Here is a 22,221-nt window from a genome sequence, read left to right as displayed (position 1 = left end):
TGTCCCGATGAAAAACGGCCCGCATCCCTGCGGGCCGCCCTCCGGGTCTTCTATGGCCTTCGCTAGTGCCTATCGGCGCACGGCCACAGCAAAATCTTTACGGCAACGGCAACGGCAACGGCAACGGCAACGGCAAGGTCGTTTGACTGACTTTCGGCAGAGCGGTCCAGCGCATCATCCTTAGGGCGTAACGCTGGCCGCGATTCAGTTCGCCGCCATCGGCGCCGCCTTGCGCGGCACGATCCCCAACGCCTTCTCGATCTGCGCCGGGTCGTAGCGCTTGCCGCCCTTGAATACGGCGTCGACTTTGCGGATGTCGTTCATGTCCTGGATCGGGTCGCCGTCGATCAGCACGAGGTCGGCGAGTTTGCCCGGGGCGATCACGCCGCGGTCTTTGTCGACGCCGAGCACTTGCGCCGGGGTCAGCGTCGCCAGACGCAGTACTTCGGCGTTGGCGATGCCGGCGCGGGCGTACAGGATCAACTCGGAGTGCAGCATGTAGCCGGCCAGGGCGTCGGTGCCGGGCAGGATCGTCACGCCGGCGTCGTGCAATGCCTTGAGCACCCGCAGCATGGTCGGGAAGGACTGCGCATAGGCGTGTTCCTCGCCTTTGGGTACCTTCAACGAGCCCCAGCTCAGGTTGCGTTGCGCTTGCGGCGGCAGTCGCGGCGCGACCGTCTTCAAACCGGGCGGGATCTTGCTCTGCGGGTCGCCGGCGAACAGGTCTTCGGCGATGCCCATGGTCGGGTCGAGCACGGTATGCGTGCGCTTGAGAAAGGCGATGAAATCGCGGACCTCGGCGCGTTCCGGCGGAAACTCGGCGGCGTGCGCGGCCGGCTCGGTCAGCCGCGCCATGGTGCGGGTTTCCTGCACGCGCGGGTAAAGGAAGTTGAGTTCGACGAACAGGATGTGCTGCAGTTCGTCGGCGCCGGCCTCGATGAATTGGCGCGCCGACATGAAGGCGGGCACGTGGCCGCTGTAGCGCAGGCCGCGGGCATGGGCGCGGTCGGCGATCACCGGCACCAGTTCGGGTTTCAGCGAGGAATAGCTCTTGATCTGCATGTAACCGTGGTCGGCGTACCAGTCGACCGCCTTGATCGCTTCCTCGGGCGTGTCGACCAACATCTTGGTGGGGCCGGCGTAAGGCCCGGGGCCGTCGATGAAGCCGGCGGCGAGCACGCGCGGGCCGATCTCGGTGCCGGCGTCGAAGCGCTTGACCTTGTCCAGGAAGGCGTCGGTGTTGTTGGCGACGTCGCGGCTGCTGGTGACGCCGTTCGCGATGTCCATCGCGCCGTCGGAGTCGCCGTAATGCTTGTGTACGTCCCACAGGCCGGGCATCAGGAAACGGCCGCCGGCATCGAGGATCTCGGCGTTCGCCGGTGGCTTGAGCGCGGCGTCGGCGGCGACGCGGACGATGCGCTCGCCCTCGACCAGGACGCTGGTGTTCGGCGTCACCGACAGGTCGCGTGGGTCGTAGAGGCGCGCGTTGCGGATCAACAACGGGCCTTTCGGCGTGTAGGTCAGCTCGCGCGCCAACTTCAGCGACCACTCGGCGCCGGCGCGTTCCTGGAATTCGATCAGTTTGGCGAGCGAATCCTTGTATTCGGGGGAAAGGATCGAGACCCAGCCCGAGGCCATGATCAGCGCGGCGGTGTTGCCTTCGGCGTCCAGCCAGACCGAGCCGGGCGTGTAGTCGAGCCCTGACACGCGATACAAGGACAAGATCGCCGGACCCTTGGCCGTCGTCACTTCGAGCGTGCCCGCACTATCGAGCCGCGCTTCGCCGGCCGGCAGCAGGGCGAGCTTGCGCTCGGGAGCTTTCAGCAACGCGCGCACCAGCACGCCCTGGATTTCCGGGGTCGCATTAAGCGGCAGGAAAAAGGCCGGCGTGGTCAAGGCTTTCTCGCCTTGCTCGCTGTCGTTCTTCCAGCGCGCCTTGCCGTCGCGCACGCTGAAGCTCTCTTCGACCGGAACTTTCAGATAATTGTGGCCGCTGCCGCGGTACTCGACCGGAATGCCGGCGGCATCGAGCGTCCATTCGCTCTTGAGGTGGTCGCCGCGGCCGCGGTCGCTGTACTGGTATTCGACGCGTGTGCTGCCGTCGCTCGCGGTTTCGACGATCTGCTGCCCGGCGGGTTTGCCTTGCAGCAGCATGATCTGTTCGCGCTTGGCGGGCGCGGCGATGACGTTCGTAATCGCCAGGGACAGCAACAGCGCAACGGTCGAACGCATGGCGGACACCTCGGGCATTCGCGGCGGAGCCGCTGGGCCGGGCCGATCGCAGGCGCCCGCAGCGGCGAGGTCCTCTTTATAGCCGATCCGCCGATCCGCGAAATGTACTGCGATCGACGAAAAGCGACGGCCCGGGAGTTCGGGCCGTCGCGGTGCATGTTTCTAGCTAGGGCAGAGTTCCATCCCTGTAGGAGCGACGCAAGTCGCGACCAAGGAACGCGCAGAAGCGGCACCGCCGATGCTATTCATCGAAGCGGCGTGCCGTCGCGAAGGTAGGAGCGGCGCAAGCCGCGACCGCGCCCTGCCGGGCTCCGGCGTCTCCTTCAATCATGAGCAAGGCTTCCGTCCGCTGACGCGGCCGGGTTACTTTCTTTTGCTAAGCCCAAAAGTCCGTCTGGATTCCCTTCGGTCAAAGGTAACCAAAGGGAGGGCTCTCCTTGCAAGGGCACAGGCCACGAGTGCGATGCACTGCGCCGGGATTTTTCGATAAGACGTCCCTGTCTTATCGAGTCATTCCTTTTTAAAGGCTGGGCGCACGTCCTGTGCGCCGTCCTCCGGGTCTACGGTTAACAGGTAAAGCAGCAAAGCAAATCAAAATCACTGCAACGCAGCGCTGCGTGCCTTACCACTTATAGCCGACCTTGATGTAGCCGAAGGCGCCGTTGAAGCCGAACGGCGAGGCGGTGTTGTACGGCAGGTAGTTGCGGGTGCCGCGCACCAGCTTGGACTCGTCGGGATAAGCGTCGAGGACGTTGTCGCCGCCGATGGTGAAGTCCCAGCTGTTCAGGCGATAGGTCGCGGCCAGATCGAGGGTCCATTCGTCGCCGAAGGTCTGGTCCTGCCTCGGGTCGGTCGCGTGCAACTCGGTGAACTCGCCGTAGCGGGTGGCGGTGGCGGTGAAGTTCCAGTTGCCGGTCTTCCAGTCGCCTGCGAGGAAGAACTTGTCGCGCGGTGCGCCCTTGGTGATGCGTCCGATTTCGGTGCGGCCGATGCGCACCGCGGCCGGGTCGATCGCGGCCAGGCGCGGCGGGTTCGGGGCGATCTTGTCGATCTCGGTCTTGGAGTAGTTGTAGCCCGCGGTGAGGTTGAGCTTGCCCGAGCCGACGTCCCAACCGTAGGTGGCGATGATGTCCACGCCCTTGGTGTCGGTGTCGACGGCATTGGTGAAGTAGCGGCCGCCGCCGATGCCGGGATAGCCGTTGGCGTTGAGGTAGTTGCGCACCGCCGCGCTGGTCAGGTTTTCCGACAGCAGGATGCGGTCCTTCACCTGGATGTTGTAGGCGTCGATGGTGATGTAGAGCTGGTCGGCCGGCTGCAGCACCAGGCCCAGGCTGTAATTGGTCGACTCTTCCGCCTTCAACGCTTCCGAGCCCAGGGCGATGGCGGCCGGGTTGTCGACGCGGAAGGTGCCGATCTCGTACGGGATGCCGCTGATGAAGTTGGTGGCGATCGACTGGAAGAACTGCTGCTGCAGCGACGGCGCGCGGAAGCCGGTCGAGGCGGTGGCGCGCAGGGCGACCTTGTCGGTGAAGGCGTAGCGGCCGGACAGCTTGCCCGAGGTGGTTTCGCCGAAATCGCTGTAGGTCTCGTAACGCGCGGCGGCGCCGAGCGAGAACTTGTCGGTCAGGTCGGCTTCGGCGTCGATGTAGACCGAATAGCTGTGACGGTCGAAGTCGCCGGCATCGCTGGCGCGGAAGCCGGAGAACACCTGCGCGCCCGGGATGATCTGGCCGTTCGGCGCGGCCACGCCGCCGTTGGCGTAGGACAGCGGCTCGCCGGCGCGTTCGGAGAACTCTTCGCCGCGCCATTCCGCGCCCCAGGCGAAGGTCACCGGGTACTGCCAGCCGAAGTCGACCGACTTGGTGAAGTCCAGGTTGAGCACGTGCTGGGTGACTTCCAGCGCGCCGGCGTAGAACTGCGTCGGCGAGGTCGGGCCCAGGCTGCGGTTTAGGGTGTTTTCGATATCGAAGGTCAGGCCGTTGTGGCCGTAGTTGTAGCTCAGGTCGATCTGGGTGCCGCCGGCGGTTTCGCTGCGCAGGCCGAACACCGCGGCGCGGTCCTTGCTGACGTTGTGGATCTGCGGCAGGAAGCCGTTCGGGTAGATCGCCGGGATGTTGCGCGGGTCGCCGGCGAAGCGGAAGTAACCGTTGGAGAGCACGTCGCGTTCGCTGTAGCTGCCGAACGAATAGAAGCTCAGGTACTCGGTGGGGTTGTATTCGCCGTTGTAGGCGAACGCGCCCTGGTCGATCTCGGGATCGCCGTAGCGCTGCTCGACGCGGCCCTGGAACGGGCGCGCACGATTGGTCTGGTCCTGGTGCCCGCCTTGCGCGGCCAGGTGCAGCCAGCCGTTCTCGCCGAGCTTGATGCCGGTGTCGCCGGACAACTGGTACTGCTTGCCGTCGCCGGCGCTGTACTGGCCGTAGCGCGCGGCGATGCTGCCGCCTTCGCCGCTTCCTTTAAGGACGACGTTGATGACGCCGGCGATAGCGTCCGAGCCGTACTGCGCGGAAGCGCCGTCGCGCAGCACTTCGACGCGTTCGATCGCGGCGATCGGAATGGCGTTGAGAGCACTTCGACGCGTTCGATCGCGGCGATCGGAATGGCGTTGAGGTCGACCGGCGAGGAGCCGCGGCCCTGGCTGCCGTTGAGGTTGATCAGGGCGGTGGTGTGACGGCGCTTGCCGTTGACCAGCACCAGCACCTGGTCGGGGGCCAGGCCGCGCAGCTGCGCCGGGCGCACCGCGTCGGTGCCGTCGGTGATGGCCGGGCGCGGGAAGTTCAGCGAGGGCAGGGCGCGCGACAGCGCGGTGGCCAGCTCGACGGTGCCGGTGGCTTCCAGGGTTTCGGGGGTGATGATGTCGATCGGCGCGGTGGACTCGGCGACGGTGCGGTCGCTGACGCGGGTGCCGGTGACGATGACCTGGTCCAGGGTCTTGGGATCGTTTTGCGGCGCGTCCTGCGCGTAGACCGGCGCGGCGAGCGCTACCAGGAGGCCGAGGGCCAGAGGGTGACGTGAACCGGCGAAGGTGCGGCGGACGGGCATGACGACTCCTTGATGGGGATGACAGCGATGTCATTCGGATTTAACACGAACGTAACAACCGGTCAATGAAGCGGCCAAATATTGCCTAACGCAAGTAGTAGAAAAGTGGTAATGGCACACTCTTTGCGGGCCCCGAAGGCGGATCGCCGGCCGCTGCGCCTGGCCCGGTTGGAGCTTTCTGGGCCTCATCCCCGTTAAGCCTTCATCTCCGCAAGCCGTTATTCCCTCTCAAGCCGTCATCCCCGCGCAGGCGGGGATCCACCGGGCTTTCGTGCGAGAACGCCTGAGGTCTCTACCGCCCGGCCAGGGCGCGCGGCGCCCTGGCGTTCACGGATACGCGGGCCGGTGGCTCGCAAGCGCATCTCTTCGCCCCGCCTGCGCGGAGAGGACTGGGGGCTAGCCCCCCGCGAGGGGCGCCCTGGCTGCGGTCCAGAGACTTCAAGCGCGCTCGCACGAATTCCGCTGGCGTCCCGACCTCGCTCGACTGCTAAGATGCGCGCGCTCAAGGTGATCGCCGACACACAATCGGCGATTGAAACGGGAATCCGGTCCCCGCTTCTGGCGTTCGCCAGGTCGGTCAATCCGGAGCTGCCCCCGCAACGGTAAGCGAGTACACGTACCGCACGACGCCACTGTGTTCCGACACGGGAAGGCGCGGTACGGGAGACCCGGTCCGATCTCGGACCGCCTCCGCTCGCAAGCCCGGAGACCGGCCCGGAGCGCGAACCGACAGGCGGAGGGCCATGTCTCGGGGCATCGGCGCGCGCGCCGTCTCTCCGTTCCGCCATCCCCCTGTCACGACCTGGTCTAGACCGCGCGGGTGAGGCGCGGCCATGGAGAGCCAACTGTGACGTTCCGTTTTTCCGCTGTTCCGCGCCTTGCGCGCATCCCCGCGCGCTGCGCTTTCGTATTCGCCGGTTCCGCATTCGCCGCCTCCGCGCTGGCCGCGCCCGCGGTCGATCTCGACCAGGTCGTGGTCACCGCGAGCCGCACCGCCCAGACCCAGGACGCCACGCTCGCCGCGGTAACCGTGATCGACCGCGCCCAGATCGAACGCCTGCAGCCCTCGTCGCTGCCGGACCTGTTGCGCGGCACGCCGGGCGCTTCTTTGGCCAATAACGGCGGCCCGGGCAAGGCGACGTCGCTGTTTCTGCGCGGCAGCGAGTCCGACCACGTGCTGGTGCTGATCGACGGGGTCAAGATCGGTTCGGCGACCAGCGGCGGCGCCTCGCTGCAGGACATTCCGGTCGAACAGATCGAACGCGTCGAAATCGTACGCGGCCCGTTCTCCAGCCTGTACGGCTCCGAAGCCATCGGCGGCGTCATCCAGATCTTCACCCGGCGGCCGCAGGGCGCGTTCGTGCCGAGCTTCAGCGCCTCGGTCGGCAGCTACGCCACCCATCGAGCCACCGCCGGCGTCGCCGGCAAGGGCGAGCGCGGCTGGTATTCGATCAACGCCGCCCACGAAGACACCGACGGCATCAACGCCTGCCGCGGCAAGCCCTCGCCGGGCGGCGCGGGTTGTTTCACCAACTCGCCGGACCGCGACGGCTATCGCAACGATTCGCTGACCCTGCAGGGCGGCTACCGCTTCAACGAGCAATGGGACGCCGAAGCGCGCTTGTTCCGCACCGAAAACCATAACGAGTACGACGGCAGCCAGAACAACGAGGCCGACGGCGTGCAGCAGGTCGCCGGCGCCAAGCTGCGCTACCGGCCCAGCGACCGCGTCAGCCTCAGCGCCAGCGCCGGCCGCAGCGAAGACCTTAGCGACACCTACAAGAACGGCAAGTACTCCAGCACCTTCGAGACCCGGCGTCAGCTCGGCTCGGTGCAGGGCGACATCGGCATCGGCAGCGGCCTGCTCACGCTCGGTTTCGACTGGCAGCGCGACCGCATCGACAGCAATACCCGCTATGCCCGCGACGCCCGCATCCTGCGCGGCGCCTTCGGCCAGTGGCAGCAGAGTTTCGGCGCGCACGCGCTGCAGGCCAGCCTGCGCCGCGACGACGACAGCCAGTTCGGCGGCGAGACCACCGGCAGCCTGCTGTGGGGCTGGAACCTCAGCGAGGCGCTGCGTTTGACCGCGAGCTACGGCACCGCGTTCAAGGCACCGACCTTCAACGAGTTGTACTACCCGGGTTACGGCAATGCCGGCCTGTCGCCGGAAACCTCGCGCAGCGTCGAAATCGGCCTGCGCGGCATCCACGGCGAGCGCCGCCAGCATGTATGGTCGCTCAACGCCTACGAGAGCGACATCGACGACCTGATCGCGTTCGATTCCTCGATCGGCTTGCCCGGCAACGTCGATCGCGCGCGCATCCGCGGCCTGGAAGCGGCGTTCGACACCCGTCTGGCCGACTGGGACCTGCGCGCCAGCGCGACCTGGCTGGACCCGCGCAACGACAGCCGCAGCGCCAGCCGCGACAAACTCCTGCCGCGGCGTGCGCGGCAGAGCGCGCGCATCGATGCCGACCGCCGCATCGCGGTCGGCAACGGTTCCTGGTCGTTCGGTGCCAGCGTCTATGCCGCGGGCGATCGTTATGATGACTTGGCCAATACGCGTCGCCTGGCCGGCTACGCGCTCACCGATCTGCGCCTGGGCTACGCCTTCAACGAGGCCTGGAGCGTGCAGTTGGCGGCGAACAACGTGTTCGATCGCCGTTACGAAACCGCCGCTTTCTACAATCAGCCCGGCCGCAATTATCTGTTGACCTTGCGTTACCGGCCTTCCCGCTGACGGATCAGCAACCTCGGCCCGCATCCGCGGACTTTGCCGGCAACCACCGTGTTGCCGGCGCCTATCGAGAGTCGCCGATGAAGAATTTGCCCGGTCCCATTCAATTAAGCCTGTCGTGCCTGTTGTTGATGGTGATGATCGCCACGCGCTTCCATCACTTCGGCGATCTGCTGCATCTGCCCGATGCCTCGATGGCGGTGTTCTTTCTCGGCGGCCTGTATCTGCGCCGGCACTTGGGCTACGCGGTGTTTCTGCTCGCGGCGGTCGCCATCGACTACTTCGCGATCACCGGGCGCGGCCTGAATTTCTTCGACCACTACTGCGTGACCCCGTCGTATGCCTTCCTGCTGCTGGCCTATGCCGTGCTGTGGTACGCCGGGCGCTGGTATGCGCCGCGCATGCCGGCCGGTTGGCGCGGATTCGGGCGTGCGTTAGGCGTGGCCTTCGCCGCCGCCAGCGCATCGTTCCTGATATCCAACGGCGCCTTCTACTGGTTCGGCGGCCGCTACGCCGAGCCGAACTTCGCCGAGTACCTGAGCCGGGTCTGGCGTTGGGGCCCGCTGTTCGTGCGTACCACCATGAGTTACATCGCGGTCGCGTTCGTCGCACACGCGGCGATCGCCCGCATCGCACGTCCGCCGGCCTCGCAGCCGACCACGAGCCGTTGATCGTCGCCGCACCGTTTCGAGTCGTCGCCCCTTCGCACTCCGGAGCTTGATCATGTCGAACCCCCTCCTCGTCGTCTCCACCGCGGTGCTGCCGCTGGAATCGCGGCAGGCGCTGATCGCGACCGCCGCGTCGCTGGCGCTGCTGATGATCTGCACCCGCGGCCAACACTTCGCCAGCGTCGACGCTTTGCCCAGTGCGTCGTGGGCGGTGTTTTTCCTGGTCGGCGCCTTGCTGCGTCCGGTCTGGGCGTTCCCGGCATTTTTCGTGTTGTCCTCGGCGCTCGACCTGGGCAGCCTGGCGCTCGGCCGCATCACCGACTGGTGCTTGTCGCCGGCCTATTGGGCGCTGGCCCTGGCCTACGGCGCGCTGTGGTTCGGCGGCCGCGTCTATGCGCGCGTGCATCGCGACCATTGGGGCACGGTGCCGCGCCTGGTATTGGTGTTGCTGGCGACCTCGGTGGTGACCTACCTGATTTCCAAGGGCGGGTTTTATTTCCTGTCCGGCCGCTACCCCGATGCGAGCCTGGCCGGCTTCATCGACCGCATCCCGCAGTACTACCCGCGCGCTCTGGGCACTTTGGCTGGTTATGTCGGCCTGGCCTTCGTGGTGTATGCGGTCGCGCGCGGCCTGGTCCTGCGCCAGCGCAGCGGAGCGCCGGCATGAGCGCGGATAACAACAACGGCGGCAAGAACGACGGCATGGGCGACCGCGCCGGTTTCGCTGCGAGCAGCGAAGAGCGCCACCGCGAACGCATGCAGCGCAAGAAGGAACTGATCGACCGCAAGATCGCCCAGGCGACCATCGAACGCGGCGTGCTGGTGGTCAATACCGGCAACGGCAAGGGCAAGAGCTCCTCGGGCTTCGGCATGCTCGCGCGTTCGCTCGGGCACGGTTTCAAGTGCGGGGTGGTGCAGTTCATCAAGGGCAGCTTCTCGACCGGCGAAGAGGCTTTCTTCCGGCGTTTCGAAGAACTGGACTATCACGTGATGGGCGAGGGCTTCACCTGGGAAACCCAGGACAAGGAGCGCGACATCCGCGCCGCGCAGTCGGCCTGGGCGATCGCGGCGAAGATGATGGCCGACCCCGGCTACGACTTCGTCCTGCTCGACGAGTTGAACATCGCCTTGGCGCACCGCTACGTCGCGCTCGACGACGTGCTGGCCGCGGTCGCGGCGCGGCCGGAGCGGCAGCACGTGGTCATCACCGGCCGCGGCGCCCCCGATGCCCTGATCGAAGCGGCCGACACCGTCACCGAGATGCGCGTGGTCAAGCATGCGTTCAAGGCGGGGATCAAGGCGCAGAAGGGGATCGAACTTTAGAGCGGGAGTCGGGAATGGGGAATCGGGAATCGTAAAAGCGGGATTCGTAGACACTGACGGGACGAGCGATATGTCTTCTGGCAACGAAAAATTGGGCGAAATCTCCGACGCATGCGTGGGCACGATTGACGCTGCGGCTTCGACCGATTCCCGATTCCCCATTCCCGATTCCCGGCATCACTGTCCCGCCTTGCTTGTCTCCGCCCCGGCCTCCGGCCAGGGCAAGACCAGCGTCACCGCGGCGATCGCTCGCTGGCATGCGCGTCAGGGCCGACGGGTGCGGGTGTTCAAGACCGGGCCGGACTTTCTCGATCCGATGGTGCTCGAACGCGCCAGCGGGCATCCCGCTGGCTGTCATCCGGCTTACCAGCTCGACCTGTGGATGTGCGGCGAGCAGGACGTGCGCGCGCGTTTGCATGCGGCCGCGGGCGAAGCCGACCTGATCCTGATCGAAGGCGTGATGGGCCTGTTCGACGGCACGCCGTCGAGCGCCGACCTTGCCGAGGGGTTGGGTGTGCCGGTGCTCGCGGTCATCGACGGTTCGGCGATGGCGCAGACCTTCGGCGCCCTGGCGACCGGGCTCGCGCGCTATCGCGACGGCCTGCGGGTGTACGGCGTCGCCGCCAACCGCATCGGCAGCGCTTATCACGCGCAGTTGTTGCGTGAGAGTCTGCCGGCCGATCTGCGCTGGCTCGGCGCCTTGCCGCGCGACCCCGGCCTGGCCTTGCCCGAGCGTCATCTCGGCCTGGTCGCCGCCAGCGAGCTCGGCGATCTGGACGCGCGGCTCGATGCGCTGGCCGATGCCTGGGGCCAACACGCCGACGCCGAACTGCCGCCGCCGGTCGCGTTCGCGGCGGCCGAGGCCGAACCGGTGCCCGCGCAATTGCAAGGCGTACGCATCGCCATCGCCCGCGACGCCGCGTTCTGTTTCCTGTATCCGGCCAATCTCGATCTGCTGCGTGCGGCCGGCGCCGAACTCAAGTTCTTCTCGCCGCTGGCCGGCGACGGCCTGCCCGACTGCGATGCGGCGTGGTTGCCCGGTGGCTATCCGGAACTGCATCTGTCGGCCCTGGCCGGCAACCACGCTTTGCGCGAGGACCTGCACGCACATCGCGACGCCGGCAAACCGCTGCTGGCCGAGTGCGGCGGTCTGCTGTATGCGCTCGACTCGTTGACCGATCGCGACGGCGAGCGCGCCGCCATGGCCGGCTTGCTGCCAGGGCATGCCGTCATGCAGACGCGCATGGCCGCGCTCGGTCTGCAATCGGTCGAGCTGCCCGAGGGCCGCTTGCGCGGGCATACCTTCCATTACGCGCGTGCCGAGATCGGGGCCGCAGCGATCGCCGAATCGGTCAACCCGAACGGCGGGCCGAGCCGCGAAGCGGTGTATCGCGACCGCCGCATGAGCGCGAGTTTCGTCCACTTCTATTTCCCCTCGAACCCGGTTGCGGCGCTCAAGCTCCTGCAGCCATGAGCCCGGCGACGCTCGCCATCGCGATGCTGAGCGGGGTGGCGCTGGATCGTCTGCTCGGCGAACCGCGGCGCGCGCATCCGCTGGTCGCGTTCGGGCGCATGGCGCGGGCGATCGAAGCCCGCTTGCATGGCGACGGGCGCGGACGCGGCGTGCTGGCCTGGGCCGTGGCGGTGCTGCCGGCGAGCCTGCTCGCAGCCTGGCTGCAGTTCGAGTTGCTGGCACGCTCGCCTTGGTTGGCCGGCGCCTATGCGGCCAGCATGCTGTATCTCACTCTCGGTCTGCGCAGCCTCGACGAACACGCCGCGCCGGTCGCGCGCGCCTTGCGCGACGGCGACCTGGACGCGGCGCGCGCGGCGGTCGGCCGCATCGTCAGCCGCGACACCGCGGCGCTCGATGCCGAGCGCGTCGCCGCCGCGGCCACCGAGTCGGTGCTGGAGAACGGCAACGACGCGGTGTTCGGCGCGCTGTTCTGGTTCGCCCTGCTCGGGCCGGCCGGGGCGGTGCTGTATCGGCTGGCCAACACGCTCGATGCGATGTGGGGTTACCGCACGCCGCGCTACGAACGCTTCGGCTGGGCCGCGGCGTGCATCGACGATGTGCTGAACTGGGTGCCGGCGCGGCTGACCGCGGCGACCTATGCCGTGCTTGGAGACACCGCCATGGCGCTGCATTGTTGGCGCCGGCAGGCGCCGCTGTGGGACAGCCCAAATGCGGGCCCGGTGATGGCGGCGGGGGCGGGCGCGCTGCGCGTGCGCCTCGGCGGCGCCGCGCCGTACCACGGCGTGTGGGAGCAAAGGCCGGCGCTCGGCGAAGGGCAGGCGCCGGATGCGCGCTCGATCGTGCGAGCGCAAGGCTTGGTCGGGCGCGGCGTCGCGCTGTGGTTGTTGACGGTGGCGGCATTCGCGGCGGCGCATACCGTGATTCGCATGCCTGCACCGGCCGCGCAGGCATTCATGCGGCCTGCCGATATGGATGGCGATATTTATTGTGCTACGAGGCATTCATCGGCAGCGACGAAGTCGAAATCAGCGTGTTTGGCTGAAGACGCGTTGCAATGTGCCATTGCGTTCGACGTTTCCGTCATCACGCAATCGCTGCATTTTTACAGGCACGATGCGGTGCCACCGAACGGTAGGAGACCAGCGCATGCTTGAGCACGGAGGCCGTCTGCTACGTGCCGCGCAGCGTTACGGCATCGCGCCGGAACGCTGGCTGGATCTGTCCACCGGCATCAACCCGATCGCCTGGCCGGTGCCGGAGATTCCCGCGCGCGCCTGGCATCGCCTGCCCGAGGACGACGACGGCTTGGTCGAAGCGGCTTGCGATTACTACGGCGCGCCGGCGTTGCTGCCGGTCGCCGGTTCCCAGGCCGCGATCCAGGCCTTGCCTGAATTACGTGAAGCCTCGCAGGTCGGCGTGTTGGCGCCGGGTTACGCCGAACATGCGCATGCCTGGCGCCGCTGCGGCCATCGGGTCGAGTTGCGCGCGGCGGACGAGTTGATCGCCGGCGTCGACGATTTCGACGTGGTCGTGCTGATCCACCCCAACAACCCCGGCGGCGATCGCTTCGGTCGCGAAGCCCTGCTCGGCCTGCACCAGCGCCTCGCCGCACGCGGTGGCTGGCTGCTGATCGACGAGGCCTTCATGGACGCCACGCCCGAGCACAGCCTGTGCGCGCACAGCGAGCGCGAAGGGCTGATCGTGCTGCGTTCGGCCGGCAAGTTTTTCGGCCTGGCCGGCGCGCGCGCCGGCTTCGTCTGCGCCGCGCCGGCCTTGCTGGAACGCTTGCGCGATCGCCTCGGCCCGTGGGCCGTGGCCGGCCCGGCGCGTTACGTGTTGCGCCAGGCCTTCGCCGACCGCGACTGGCAGGCGGCGATGCGTGTGCAATTACGGAATCAAGGCGAGCGTTTGGCCGCGTTACTGCGCAATCATGGTCTCGCACCGAGCGGCGGCAGTGCCTTCTTCCAGTGGCATCGCAGCGACGAGGCCGCCGACTTGCACGAGGCCCTGGCGCGGCGCGGCATCCTCACCCGTTTGTTCGAGACGCCGGCCAGCCTGCGCTTCGGCCTGCCCGGCGATGCCGCGCAATGGGCGCGACTGGATGCGGCGCTGGCCGAAACGTTAAGCGAAAGGAGTCCGTCGTGAGCGCACGCGTGCTGATGGTGCAGGGCTGCACCTCCGACGCAGGCAAGAGCGCCCTGGTCACCGCGTTGTGCCGCTGGCTGCACCGTCGCGGCGTCGCGGTGGCGCCGTTCAAGCCGCAGAACATGGCGCTGAACTCGGCGGTCACTGCCGACGGCGGTGAGATCGGCCGCGCCCAGGCGGTGCAGGCGCAGGCCGCCGGGGTGGCCGCGCATACTGACTTCAATCCGGTGCTGCTCAAGCCCAACAGCGATACCGGGGCGCAGGTGATCCTGCACGGCCATGCCGTCTGCAACATGGATGCGCGCGGCTATCACGACTACAAGCGCGTCGCCCGCGAGGCCGTGCTCGCCTCGCACGAGCGCCTGGTCGAAGGCTTCGATGCGGTCGTGGTCGAAGGCGCCGGCAGCCCGGCCGAGATCAACCTGCGCGCCAACGACATCGCCAACATGGGCTATGCCGAGGCGGTCGATTGCCCGGTGGTGCTGATCGCCGACATCGACCGCGGCGGCGTGTTCGCGCACCTGGTCGGGACCTTGGCCCTGCTCTCGGAGAGCGAACGCGCCCGCGTGGTCGGCTTCGTCATCAACCGTTTCCGCGGCGACATCGCCTTGCTGCAACCCGGGCTCGACTGGCTCGAACTAGAGACCGGCAAACCGGTGCTCGGCGTGTTGCCGTATCTGCACGGCCTGCATCTGGAAGCCGAGGATGCCTTGCCGCGCGAGCGTGCCGGCAAAGCCGAAGCGCGTTTGCGCGTGGCCGTGCCGGCTTTGCCGCGGATCAGCAACCACAACGATTTCGACCCGCTGCGCGCGCATCCGCAGGTCGATTGCGTGTTCGTCGGTCCCGGCGAAATCCCGCCGGCCTGCGACCTGATCGTGCTGCCGGGCTCGAAGTCGACGCGCGCCGACCTGGCCTGGCTGCGGCGCAATGGTTGGGCCGAGGCGATCGCCCGGCATCTGCGTTACGGCGGCAAGCTGATCGGTATTTGCGGCGGCCTGCAGATGCTCGGCCGCGCCGTCCACGATCCGCTCGGCATCGAAGGCGAGCCCGGTTCCAGCGACGGCCTGGGCTGGCTGGATCTGGAAACCGAGCTCGACTCGCACAAGCAATTGCGCAACGTGCGCGGCCGCCTCGCCATCGACGGCAGCGACGGCGAAGCGGCGGTGGCCGGTTACGAAATTCACTGCGGCATCAGTCGCGGCCCGGCGCTGGCGTCGCCGGCCCTGCGCCTGGCCGACGGCCGCGACGACGGCGCGGTCTCCGCCGATGGCCAGATTCTCGCCAGCTATCTGCACGGGCTGTTCGACGAGCCGGCGGCGCTGGCGGCCTTGCTGCGCTGGGCCGGCCTGGTCGATGCCGAGCCGCTCGACATGCGCGGCCTGCGCGAAGCCAGCATCGATCGCCTCGCCGATGCGGTCGAGACCTGTCTCGACACCGCCCGGCTCGCGCAATGGTTCGGCCTGGAGGAGACGCTATGCACAGCCTGATCCTCGGCGGCGCGCGCTCGGGCAAGAGTGCCTTGGCCGAACGTCTGGCGGCCGAGTCCGACGACGTCGTCTACCTCGCCACCGGCCAGGCCGGGGACGAAGAGATGCGAGACCGCATCGCCCACCATCGCGCACGCCGGCCGGCGCACTGGGGCTGCGTCGAGGAGCCGATCGCCCTGGCGGCGGCGTTGCGCCGCCATGCCGCGCCGGATCGTTGCGTGCTGGTCGATTGCCTGACCCTGTGGCTCAGCAACCTGCTCGGCGCGCAAGACGAGACCGTGTTCGCACGCGAACGCGAGGCCTTGTTGTCGACGCTCGCGGACTTGCCGGGCCGGGTGGTGTTGGTCAGCAACGAAGTCGGCCTGGGCGTGGTGCCGATGGGCGCGTTGACGCGACGCTACGTCGACGAGGCCGGGCGCTTGCACCAGGCGCTCGCTGCGCTGTGCGGGCGGGTGGTGTTCGTGGCGGCCGGTTTGCCGCTGGTATTGAAAAGCGCTCCGCTCGCTGCGGAGACGTGTACGCGAGGAACCCGAACTTGAACGACGAAAGCAAATGGTGGCTGCGTGGTTGCGCACGCCCGGACACCGCCATCGAAACCCAGGCGCGCATGCGCCAATCGCAGCTGACCAAACCGCCGGGCTCGCTCGGCGCGCTCGAAGGACTCGCGGTGCGCCTGGCGGCCTTGCAGCGCACGCCGGCGCCGAAGGTGGACCGGGTCTGGATCAGCGTGTTCGCCGCCGATCATGGCGTCGCCGCCGAAGGCGTGTCGGCGTTCCCGCAGGCGGTCACCGGCGAGATGGTGCGCAACTTCGCCCATGGCGGCGCGGCGATCAGCGTGCTCGCGCGCAGCCTGGGCGCGACCCTGGACGTGGTCAACCTCGGCACGGTCAACGACCCCGGCCCGATCCGCGGCGTGCATCGCGCGATCATCGCCGAGAGCACGGCCAACTTCTGCGAGGCGCCGGCGATGAGCGAACCGCAACTGCGCGCGGCCCTGAGCGCCGGCGCCGCCAGCGTGCGCGCCGCGCTCGACGGCGCAGCGCAGTTGTTCATCGGCGGCGAGATGGGCATCGCCAACACCACCTCGGCCTCGGCCTTGGCGAGCGCCTTGCTCGATCGTTCGCCGTCCGAATTGAGCGGCGCAGGCACCGGCCTGGATGCCGACGGCATCGCCCACAAGGTCCGCGTGATCGAACGCGCGCTGGCCCTTCATGCGGGCGCCGGCGACGCCTGGGAGCGCTTGCGTTGCCTGGGCGGTTTCGAGATCGCCGCGCTGGCGGGCGCCTACATCGCCGCGGCCCAGGCCGGGTTGCCGGTGCTGGTCGACGGTTTCATCGCCAGCGTGTCCGCGCTCGTCGCCCAGGCCATCAACCCGAGCTGCCGCGAGTGGTTCCTGTATGCGCACCGCTCGCACGAACGCGGTCACGCCGCGGTGTTGCAGGCGCTCGGCGCGCAGCCCTTGCTCGACCTCGGCATGCGCCTGGGCGAAGCCAGCGGCGCCGCGGTCGCTGTGCCGTTGTTGCGCTCGGCCTGTGCCCTGCACAACGGCATGGCCACCTTCGCCCAGGCGGGAGTGTCCGAGGCGGCCTCGCAACAGGCATGATGTGGGCCCCGACGAACGCATGCCGCGCACAAGGACCGGAGCCGATGCGATGAGTTCCAGCGCCACCCCTATCGACCTGCTGCGCCACGGCGACACCGGCCACCGCAGCTACCGCGGACAGCTCGACGACAGCCTGTTGGAACTCGGCTGGCGGCAGATGCGCGATGCGGTGCGTGGGCGCGAGTGGGATGCGGTCGTGAGTTCGCCCTTGCAGCGTTGCGCCGCGTTCGCGCGCGACCTGTCGCAGTCGCGCGGGTTGCCGCTGGCGCTGGAGCCGCGCCTGCGCGAGTACCACTTCGGCGATTGGCAGGGGCGGCCGGTCGACGCCATCGCCAACCACGAGGGCGAAGCGCTGGCGCGGTTCTGGGCCGACCCGGTCGCGTATCCGCCGCCGGGCGCGGAGACCTTCGCCGATTTCGCCGCGCGCCTGACCGGCGCGGTCGGCGAGATCCTGCGCGAGTATCCCGGCCGGCGCGTGCTGGTGATCACCCACGGCGGCGTGATCCGCTTGTTGCGCTGCCTGGCCGCGGGCCGGCGCTACAACGAAATGCTCAACATCGACGTCGCCCACGCCTCGCTGCATCCCTTGTCGTGGCCGCCGACTTCGAGCCACGTCACCGAGTTCGCGCAACCGCAAGCGGACCCGGTCGACGGTTGATGCGCGCGCTGCTCGCCGCGATCGGATTCCTGACCCGGGTTCCGGTGCCGGCGCGCGTGTTCGAGGATCCGCGCGCGCAATCGCGTTCGCTGGCCTGGTATCCGGCCGCAGGGCTGTTGATCGGCGCCTTGCTGTGCGCACTGGCCTGGGCCCTGCAAACGCGGCCGCCGCTGCTGTCGGCGGCGTTGGTGCTCGCGGCCTGGGTGGTACTGACCGGCGCCCTGCACCTGGACGGCCTGGCCGACAGCGCCGATGCCTGGGTCGGCGGCCTCGCCGCCACGCCCGAGCAGACTCGCGAACGCACCCTGACCATCATGAAAGACCCGCGCAGCGGCCCGGTCGGCGTGGTCGCGGTGGTGCTGGTGCTGCTGCTGAAATTCGCCGCGCTGGCGAGCCTGCCGGCGCCGGCCTGGGTCGCCTTGCTGATCGCACCGGTGCTGGCGCGCGCGGCCCTGACCTTGGCCTTCGTCAGCCTGCCCTATGTACGCAGCGGCGGTCTCGGCCAGCGTCTGGTCGAAGCGCCGCGCGCGGCGTGCATCGCCGCGTTGGTGCTCAGCGCCGGGTTCTGCGCACTCGGCGGCTGGCGAGGGGCGGTGGCGCTCGCGGTCGCCGCGCTCGTGTTCGCGTGCTGGCGCCGCGCCTGCCTGCGGCGGTTGCAGGGCATGACCGGCGACGCCTGCGGCGCGTTGACCGAACTGATCGAAGCGGCGGTCCTGGTCGCGCTGGCCCTGTCCTACTGAAGCGTTTCCGGCCGGCGCCGCCCGAGGCCGATCTGCGGCGGCGGGCCCGGCCTGGCCGCTTGCGAAAGCGCAAGATGTGAACCGCCGCGGCGGGGCCGACCTGCCAGGCTGGGTACCGATCCCACACCGTCCGCGAGGAGCACGGCCATGCCATCGGTCAAGGAACACCCGGCGTCGGAACGCAGCGGTCCCGCCTTGAAGTCCGTTACCCGCGACGCCCACCAGCGCCGCATCGACCGCGCCGTCGCCCTGATCGAACAGGCGATCGCGCGCGGCGAGGAGCCGCCCGAGTTGCATCGGCTCGCCGAGGCGGCCTCGTTCTCGCCGTTCCACTTTCACCGCGTTTATCGGGCCATGACCGGCGAAACCACCGGCCAGACCGTGGCGCGCCTGCGTCTGCTGCAGGGGCTGCGCCTGCTGGCCAGCGCCGAGCGCAGCATCACCGAAGCCGCGCTCGCGGTCGGTTACCAGACCCCGCAAGCGTTCACGCGTGCGTTCCGCCAGAGCGTCGGCGGCACCCCGAGCGAACTGCGCGCCGAGCCCGAACGGCTGTGGCGCGAGATCGAGCGGCTGTCGCTGCCGGCCGAGAGCCCATCCGAGGAATCGCCGCCGCTGCGGGTCGAGGTGGTCAGTGTCGACCCCTTCCAGGTGCTCGCCTTGCGCGTCATCGGTGCTTACCGCGAGCAGAACGACGGCTTCGGCCGCTTGTTCGGCTGGGCCGCCGAGCGCGGCCTGCTGGATACCTTGAGCGGTCTGTACGGCGTGCCCTGGGACGACCGCCGCGACGTCCCGCCGCAGGCCTGCGCCTTCGATTGCATGATCGCCCTGGGTGCGCCGGTGCAGCCCGATGCCGGCGACGGGCTGCACACGGTGCGGTTGGGCGGCGGACGCTACGCGCGCGTTCGCCATGTCGGCGCCTTCGATGGATTGGAGGCGCTGACCGACGCGCTGCTGGCGCGCTGGCTGCCCGACAGCGGCGAATCGCTGCGCGATGCGCCGCTGCACCACGAATACCTCGACGACCCCGACGAAGTCCCGGAACCGCTGCTGCGCACCGACATCTATCTGCCGTTGCAGGATCGGGATTGATCGCCCCAACGGCGCCGCGGCTTTAAGGGTAGGAGCGGCGTCCCACGGGGATTTCCTGCGGTCACGAGCCGCGACCGCGCTATTGCGCGTAACAGCGAACTTGGGGCTCAGGCCCCCGCCGCTTCCAGCCGCGCTTCCAGCTCGGCGACTTTCGCTTCCAGCGCGGCGATGCGTTCGAGCACGGCGGAGGAGGGGGCCGATGCGCCGCCGCCTTCCTCGCCCGACCAACCGCCGCTGCCGACATAGACCGGTTCGCCGCTGAGCAAATGCCCGTAACGGTCTTCGCGCTGCCCGCTCTGACGCGGGATCACCCGCACGATGCTCGGCGTGTGCTGGGCCAGGCGCTCCAGGGCGTATTGGACGTCGCCGACCGAATCGAACTTGGCCATGCGTTCGCTGCGCGCCAGCAGCTCGTGCGTGGTCTGCGGCCCGCGCAACAGCAGCAGGCCGAGCAGGGCGGTCTGCGGACGGGTCAGGTCGAGCACGGTGCCGGCGCGGTGCGAATAGCGCTCGGCGCGCGAGCTGTGTTGCGACTTCACCCAGCCGCGCGTCTCCAGCCGGCGCAGGGCGTTGGCGACCTCGCCCTGTTCCAGCTGCATCGTCGGTTCGCGCGCGGTCTTCTGGTTGCAGGCGGTGACGATGGCGTTGAGGGTCAGCGGATAGACGTCCGGGGTGGTCGCTTCCTTCTCGATCAGGCTGCCGATGATGCGCGCCTCGGCGACGCTCAGTTGCGGCGCGGTGTCGGCGGAATCGGTCGGGGCGTCGGTGTTGGAGTTATCGAGTTCGCTCATGGTCGTTCTGGACTCGTGTTCGTGTCTTTGAGCAGGAAGGTCGCGCTCAGGTGAGCGCGGTCGAAGGCGGCAACTGGCGCGCGCCGCGGTAGACCGGCGCGGCCATGACCATTTCGGCCAGGCTGTGGGCCAGCTCGCGCTCGGCCATCACCGCGCCGTCGGCGCCGTGTTCGAGCAGGTGCTTGACCTCGTTGTCGCTGTGGGCGCGGGCGACGATGCTCAGGGCCGGGTTGATCTCGCGCAGGCGGGCGATGATCTCGCCGGCTTCGAGCGCGTTCGGAATCGCCACCATCACCGTGGTCGCGCGCTCCGGCATCGCTTCGCGCAGCACGCGTTCGTTGACCGCATTGCCGAACACCGCCGGCAGGCCGGCGGCGCGTGCCTTGTCGACCAGGCTGTCCTCGCCGTCGATGACCACCAGCGGCACCTTGTGCTCGGTCAACAGGCGGCCCAGTTCGCTGCCGACCCGGCCGTAGCCGATCAGGATCACGTGTTTGTCGATGTCGGCCGGCACCGGCGGCGCGATCGGGTCGATCTTCGCCTCGATCGCGGCCGCGGCCTCGCGCGCCTGCTTGCGGTCGAGCCAGGCGAACAGCAGCGGGTTGACGATGATCGACAGCAGGGCACCGGCGAGGATCAGGTCTTGGCCTTCCTTCGGCAGGATCTCCAGTTCCACGCCGAGGGTGGCGAGGATGAAGGAGAACTCGCCGATCTGCGCCAGGCTGGCCGAGATCATGATCGCGGTCGAGTTGGGTTTGCCGAAGGCGCGCACGATGGCGTAGGCGGCCACCGACTTGCCGATCACGATGATCGCGAATGTCGCGACGACTTCCAGCGGCCGTTCGACCAGGATCATCGGGTTGAACAGCATGCCGACCGAGACGAAGAACAACACTGCGAACGCATCGCGCAGCGGCAGGGTCTCGGCGGCGGCCTGATGGCTGAACTCGGACTCGTTGAGCATCATCCCGGCGAAGAAGGCGCCGAGCGCAAAGGAGACCCCGAACAGTTCGGCCGAACCGAAGGCGACGCCGAGGGCGATCGCCAGCACGCACAGGGTGAACAATTCGCGCGAACCGGTGCCGGCCACGCGTTCGAGAATCCAGGGGATGACCCGGCGGCCGACGATCAGCATCACAGCGATGAAGGCGCCGACCTTGGCCAGGGTGATGAAGAGTTGGCTCCACACCTCCGAGCCTTCGGTGACTTCGCCCTTGAGCAGGCCTGACAACGCGGGCAGCAACACCAGCGCCAGCACCATCGCCAGGTCCTCGACGATCAGCCAGCCGACCGCGATGCGTCCCTTGGCGGTCTCGACCAGGCGCCGTTCTTCCAGCGCGCGCAGCAGCACCACGGTACTGGCGACCGACAGGGCCAGGCCGAACACGAGGCCGGCGCCGTGCGACCAGCCGAGCAGCCAGGCCATGACCCAGCCCAGGGCGGTGGCGGCGACGATCTGCACGACCGCGCCGGGCAGGGCGATGTTCTTGACCTCGAGCAGGTCGCGCAGGGAGAAATGCAGGCCGACGCCGAACATCAGCAGGATCACGCCGATTTCGGCCAATTGCGGCGCAAGGGTCTGGTCGCCGACGAAGCCCGGCGTGAAGGGTCCGGCGATGATGCCGGCGATGAGGTAGCCCACCAGCGGCGACAGCCGCAGGCGTTGCGCGATGGCGCCGAAGATGAAGGCGAGTACGAAACCGGCTACCAGGATGGCGATCAGGGACGTGTGATGCATCGGCTCTCCTGTGATGTCGTCCTTTTAGGATGTGTGGTGAGGCCGCTGGATGCAAGTCTTTCTCGTTTGTGCGGCGCTTGCAAATGATTGTTTCTGAAACATTTTTGCCCCGGGGCGTGCGGGCGCCGCAGGGGCGGATGCGTGTTGGAGACTTGCGCGCAAGGGGTGGCGTGGGCGTGATGGTTTGGCGGTCGTGCGGAATCGGTTCGTGCCGGTGAGGGGTGTGGGGATGAATGCGAATTCAGCTGTGCGCCGGGCTTTGGAGTGGTTGGGGGCAGATTTGCGCGGAATGGGCTGATTGATGCCTGGCGATTAGGGCTGGCGACGGGGCAATCGGATAGTCGTTGTCGCAGGACCGGGGCGATTGCGGTTGTCTCTAGCTCTAGCTCTAGCTCTAGCTATGCCGTTGCCGCTGTTGCTGTTGCTGTGCGCGGCTTCGCACTCGCGAAGGCTATAGAAGACCCGGAGGGCGGCCCGCATGGATGCGGGCCGTT

At 68.3% G+C, this 22,221-nt stretch carries 15 protein-coding genes, 2 pseudogenes and 1 riboswitch; of the genes and pseudogenes, 13 read left to right on the top strand and 4 right to left on the bottom strand.

The features are described 5' to 3' along the window. Positions 1-204: 204 nt before the first annotated feature. Both EX88_RS0120820 and EX88_RS24055 read right to left on the bottom strand, forming a co-directional pair. On the bottom strand, positions 205-2,232 hold the full coding sequence (locus EX88_RS0120820) for an amidohydrolase family protein (protein ID WP_161786157.1): 2,028 nt from the start codon (positions 2,230-2,232) through the stop codon (positions 205-207). Positions 2,233-2,854: 622 nt separating this feature from the next. Continuing rightward, positions 2,855-5,274: pseudogene (locus EX88_RS24055) on the bottom strand (TonB-dependent receptor plug domain-containing protein). A 488-nt stretch (positions 5,275-5,762) separates the two neighbouring features. Continuing rightward, positions 5,763-6,006: riboswitch (cobalamin riboswitch) on the top strand. 154 nt (positions 6,007-6,160) lie between these two features. Between EX88_RS24055 and btuB the strand changes: the two are divergent. From btuB to EX88_RS0120745, 13 genes and pseudogenes are all read left to right on the top strand, one after another. Next, complete coding sequence (gene btuB, locus EX88_RS0120805; protein WP_031373908.1) at positions 6,161-8,014, top strand: TonB-dependent vitamin B12 receptor; 1,854 nt, start codon at positions 6,161-6,163, stop codon at positions 8,012-8,014. Between the two features lie 77 nt (positions 8,015-8,091). Continuing rightward, the gene (locus EX88_RS24050; protein ID WP_036149665.1) at positions 8,092-8,682 is read left to right on the top strand and encodes a hypothetical protein; all 591 of its coding nucleotides are present in this window, start codon (positions 8,092-8,094) and stop codon (positions 8,680-8,682) included. 52 nt (positions 8,683-8,734) lie between these two features. Beyond that, a complete protein-coding gene (locus tag EX88_RS0120795) occupies positions 8,735-9,346 on the top strand; it encodes a hypothetical protein (RefSeq protein WP_051885376.1) in 612 nt (203 codons plus the stop codon). A 35-nt stretch (positions 9,347-9,381) separates the two neighbouring features. Beyond that, positions 9,382-10,002, top strand: coding sequence for a cob(I)yrinic acid a,c-diamide adenosyltransferase (gene cobO / locus EX88_RS0120790; protein WP_031373905.1), 621 nt, complete (start codon positions 9,382-9,384; stop codon positions 10,000-10,002). A gap of 190 nt (positions 10,003-10,192) precedes the next feature. Beyond that, positions 10,193-11,476 carry a cobyrinate a,c-diamide synthase gene (locus EX88_RS0120785; protein WP_235186381.1) on the top strand — a complete coding sequence of 428 codons (1,284 nt, stop codon included), beginning with the start codon at positions 10,193-10,195 and terminating at the stop codon, positions 11,474-11,476. Beyond that, a pseudogene (gene cbiB, locus EX88_RS0120780) lies at positions 11,473-12,384 on the top strand (adenosylcobinamide-phosphate synthase CbiB); the annotation flags it as partial. The gene EX88_RS0120785 and the pseudogene cbiB, both read left to right, overlap by 4 nt. A 238-nt stretch (positions 12,385-12,622) precedes the next feature. Continuing rightward, positions 12,623-13,621 carry a threonine-phosphate decarboxylase CobD gene (cobD, locus tag EX88_RS0120775; RefSeq protein WP_031373902.1) on the top strand — a complete coding sequence of 333 codons (999 nt, stop codon included), beginning with the start codon at positions 12,623-12,625 and terminating at the stop codon, positions 13,619-13,621. After that, the gene (locus tag EX88_RS0120770) at positions 13,618-15,108 is read left to right on the top strand and encodes a cobyric acid synthase (RefSeq protein WP_051885375.1); all 1,491 of its coding nucleotides are present in this window, start codon (positions 13,618-13,620) and stop codon (positions 15,106-15,108) included. Before cobD ends, EX88_RS0120770 begins: the two co-directional genes overlap by 4 nt. Next, positions 15,096-15,647 (top strand): bifunctional adenosylcobinamide kinase/adenosylcobinamide-phosphate guanylyltransferase, encoded by a 552-nt coding sequence (cobU, locus tag EX88_RS26955; RefSeq protein ID WP_031373900.1) that lies wholly within the window; start codon positions 15,096-15,098, stop codon positions 15,645-15,647. The genes EX88_RS0120770 and cobU overlap by 13 nt, the downstream gene beginning before the upstream one ends. Then, the gene (cobT, locus tag EX88_RS26950) at positions 15,644-16,711 is read left to right on the top strand and encodes a nicotinate-nucleotide--dimethylbenzimidazole phosphoribosyltransferase (RefSeq protein ID WP_051885374.1); all 1,068 of its coding nucleotides are present in this window, start codon (positions 15,644-15,646) and stop codon (positions 16,709-16,711) included. Before cobU ends, cobT begins: the two co-directional genes overlap by 4 nt. A 49-nt stretch (positions 16,712-16,760) precedes the next feature. Next, entirely contained in the window at positions 16,761-17,369 is a 609-nt protein-coding gene (locus EX88_RS0120755) for a histidine phosphatase family protein (protein WP_051885373.1), read from the top strand. After that, entirely contained in the window at positions 17,366-18,109 is a 744-nt protein-coding gene (locus EX88_RS0120750) for an adenosylcobinamide-GDP ribazoletransferase (protein WP_031373897.1), read from the top strand. Before EX88_RS0120755 ends, EX88_RS0120750 begins: the two co-directional genes overlap by 4 nt. Positions 18,110-18,256: 147 nt before the next feature. Further along, a complete protein-coding gene (locus EX88_RS0120745) occupies positions 18,257-19,198 on the top strand; it encodes an AraC family transcriptional regulator (protein ID WP_051885372.1) in 942 nt (313 codons plus the stop codon). Between the two features lie 107 nt (positions 19,199-19,305). Here EX88_RS0120745 and EX88_RS0120740 read toward each other — a convergent pair whose 3' ends face one another. Together EX88_RS0120740 and ybaL are read right to left on the bottom strand one after the other, a co-directional pair. After that, complete coding sequence (locus tag EX88_RS0120740; RefSeq protein WP_051885371.1) at positions 19,306-19,989, bottom strand: YceH family protein; 684 nt, start codon at positions 19,987-19,989, stop codon at positions 19,306-19,308. A 46-nt stretch (positions 19,990-20,035) separates the two neighbouring features. Then, a complete protein-coding gene (ybaL, locus tag EX88_RS0120735) occupies positions 20,036-21,727 on the bottom strand; it encodes a YbaL family putative K(+) efflux transporter (RefSeq protein WP_031373894.1) in 1,692 nt (563 codons plus the stop codon). Positions 21,728-22,221 lie beyond the last annotated feature (494 nt).

Source organism: Lysobacter antibioticus, assembly GCF_000731095.1.
Lineage (GTDB): Bacteria > Pseudomonadota > Gammaproteobacteria > Xanthomonadales > Xanthomonadaceae > Lysobacter > Lysobacter antibioticus_B.
Note: the sequence above shows the minus strand (reverse complement) of the source record. Positions and strands in the feature narration are given on the sequence as shown.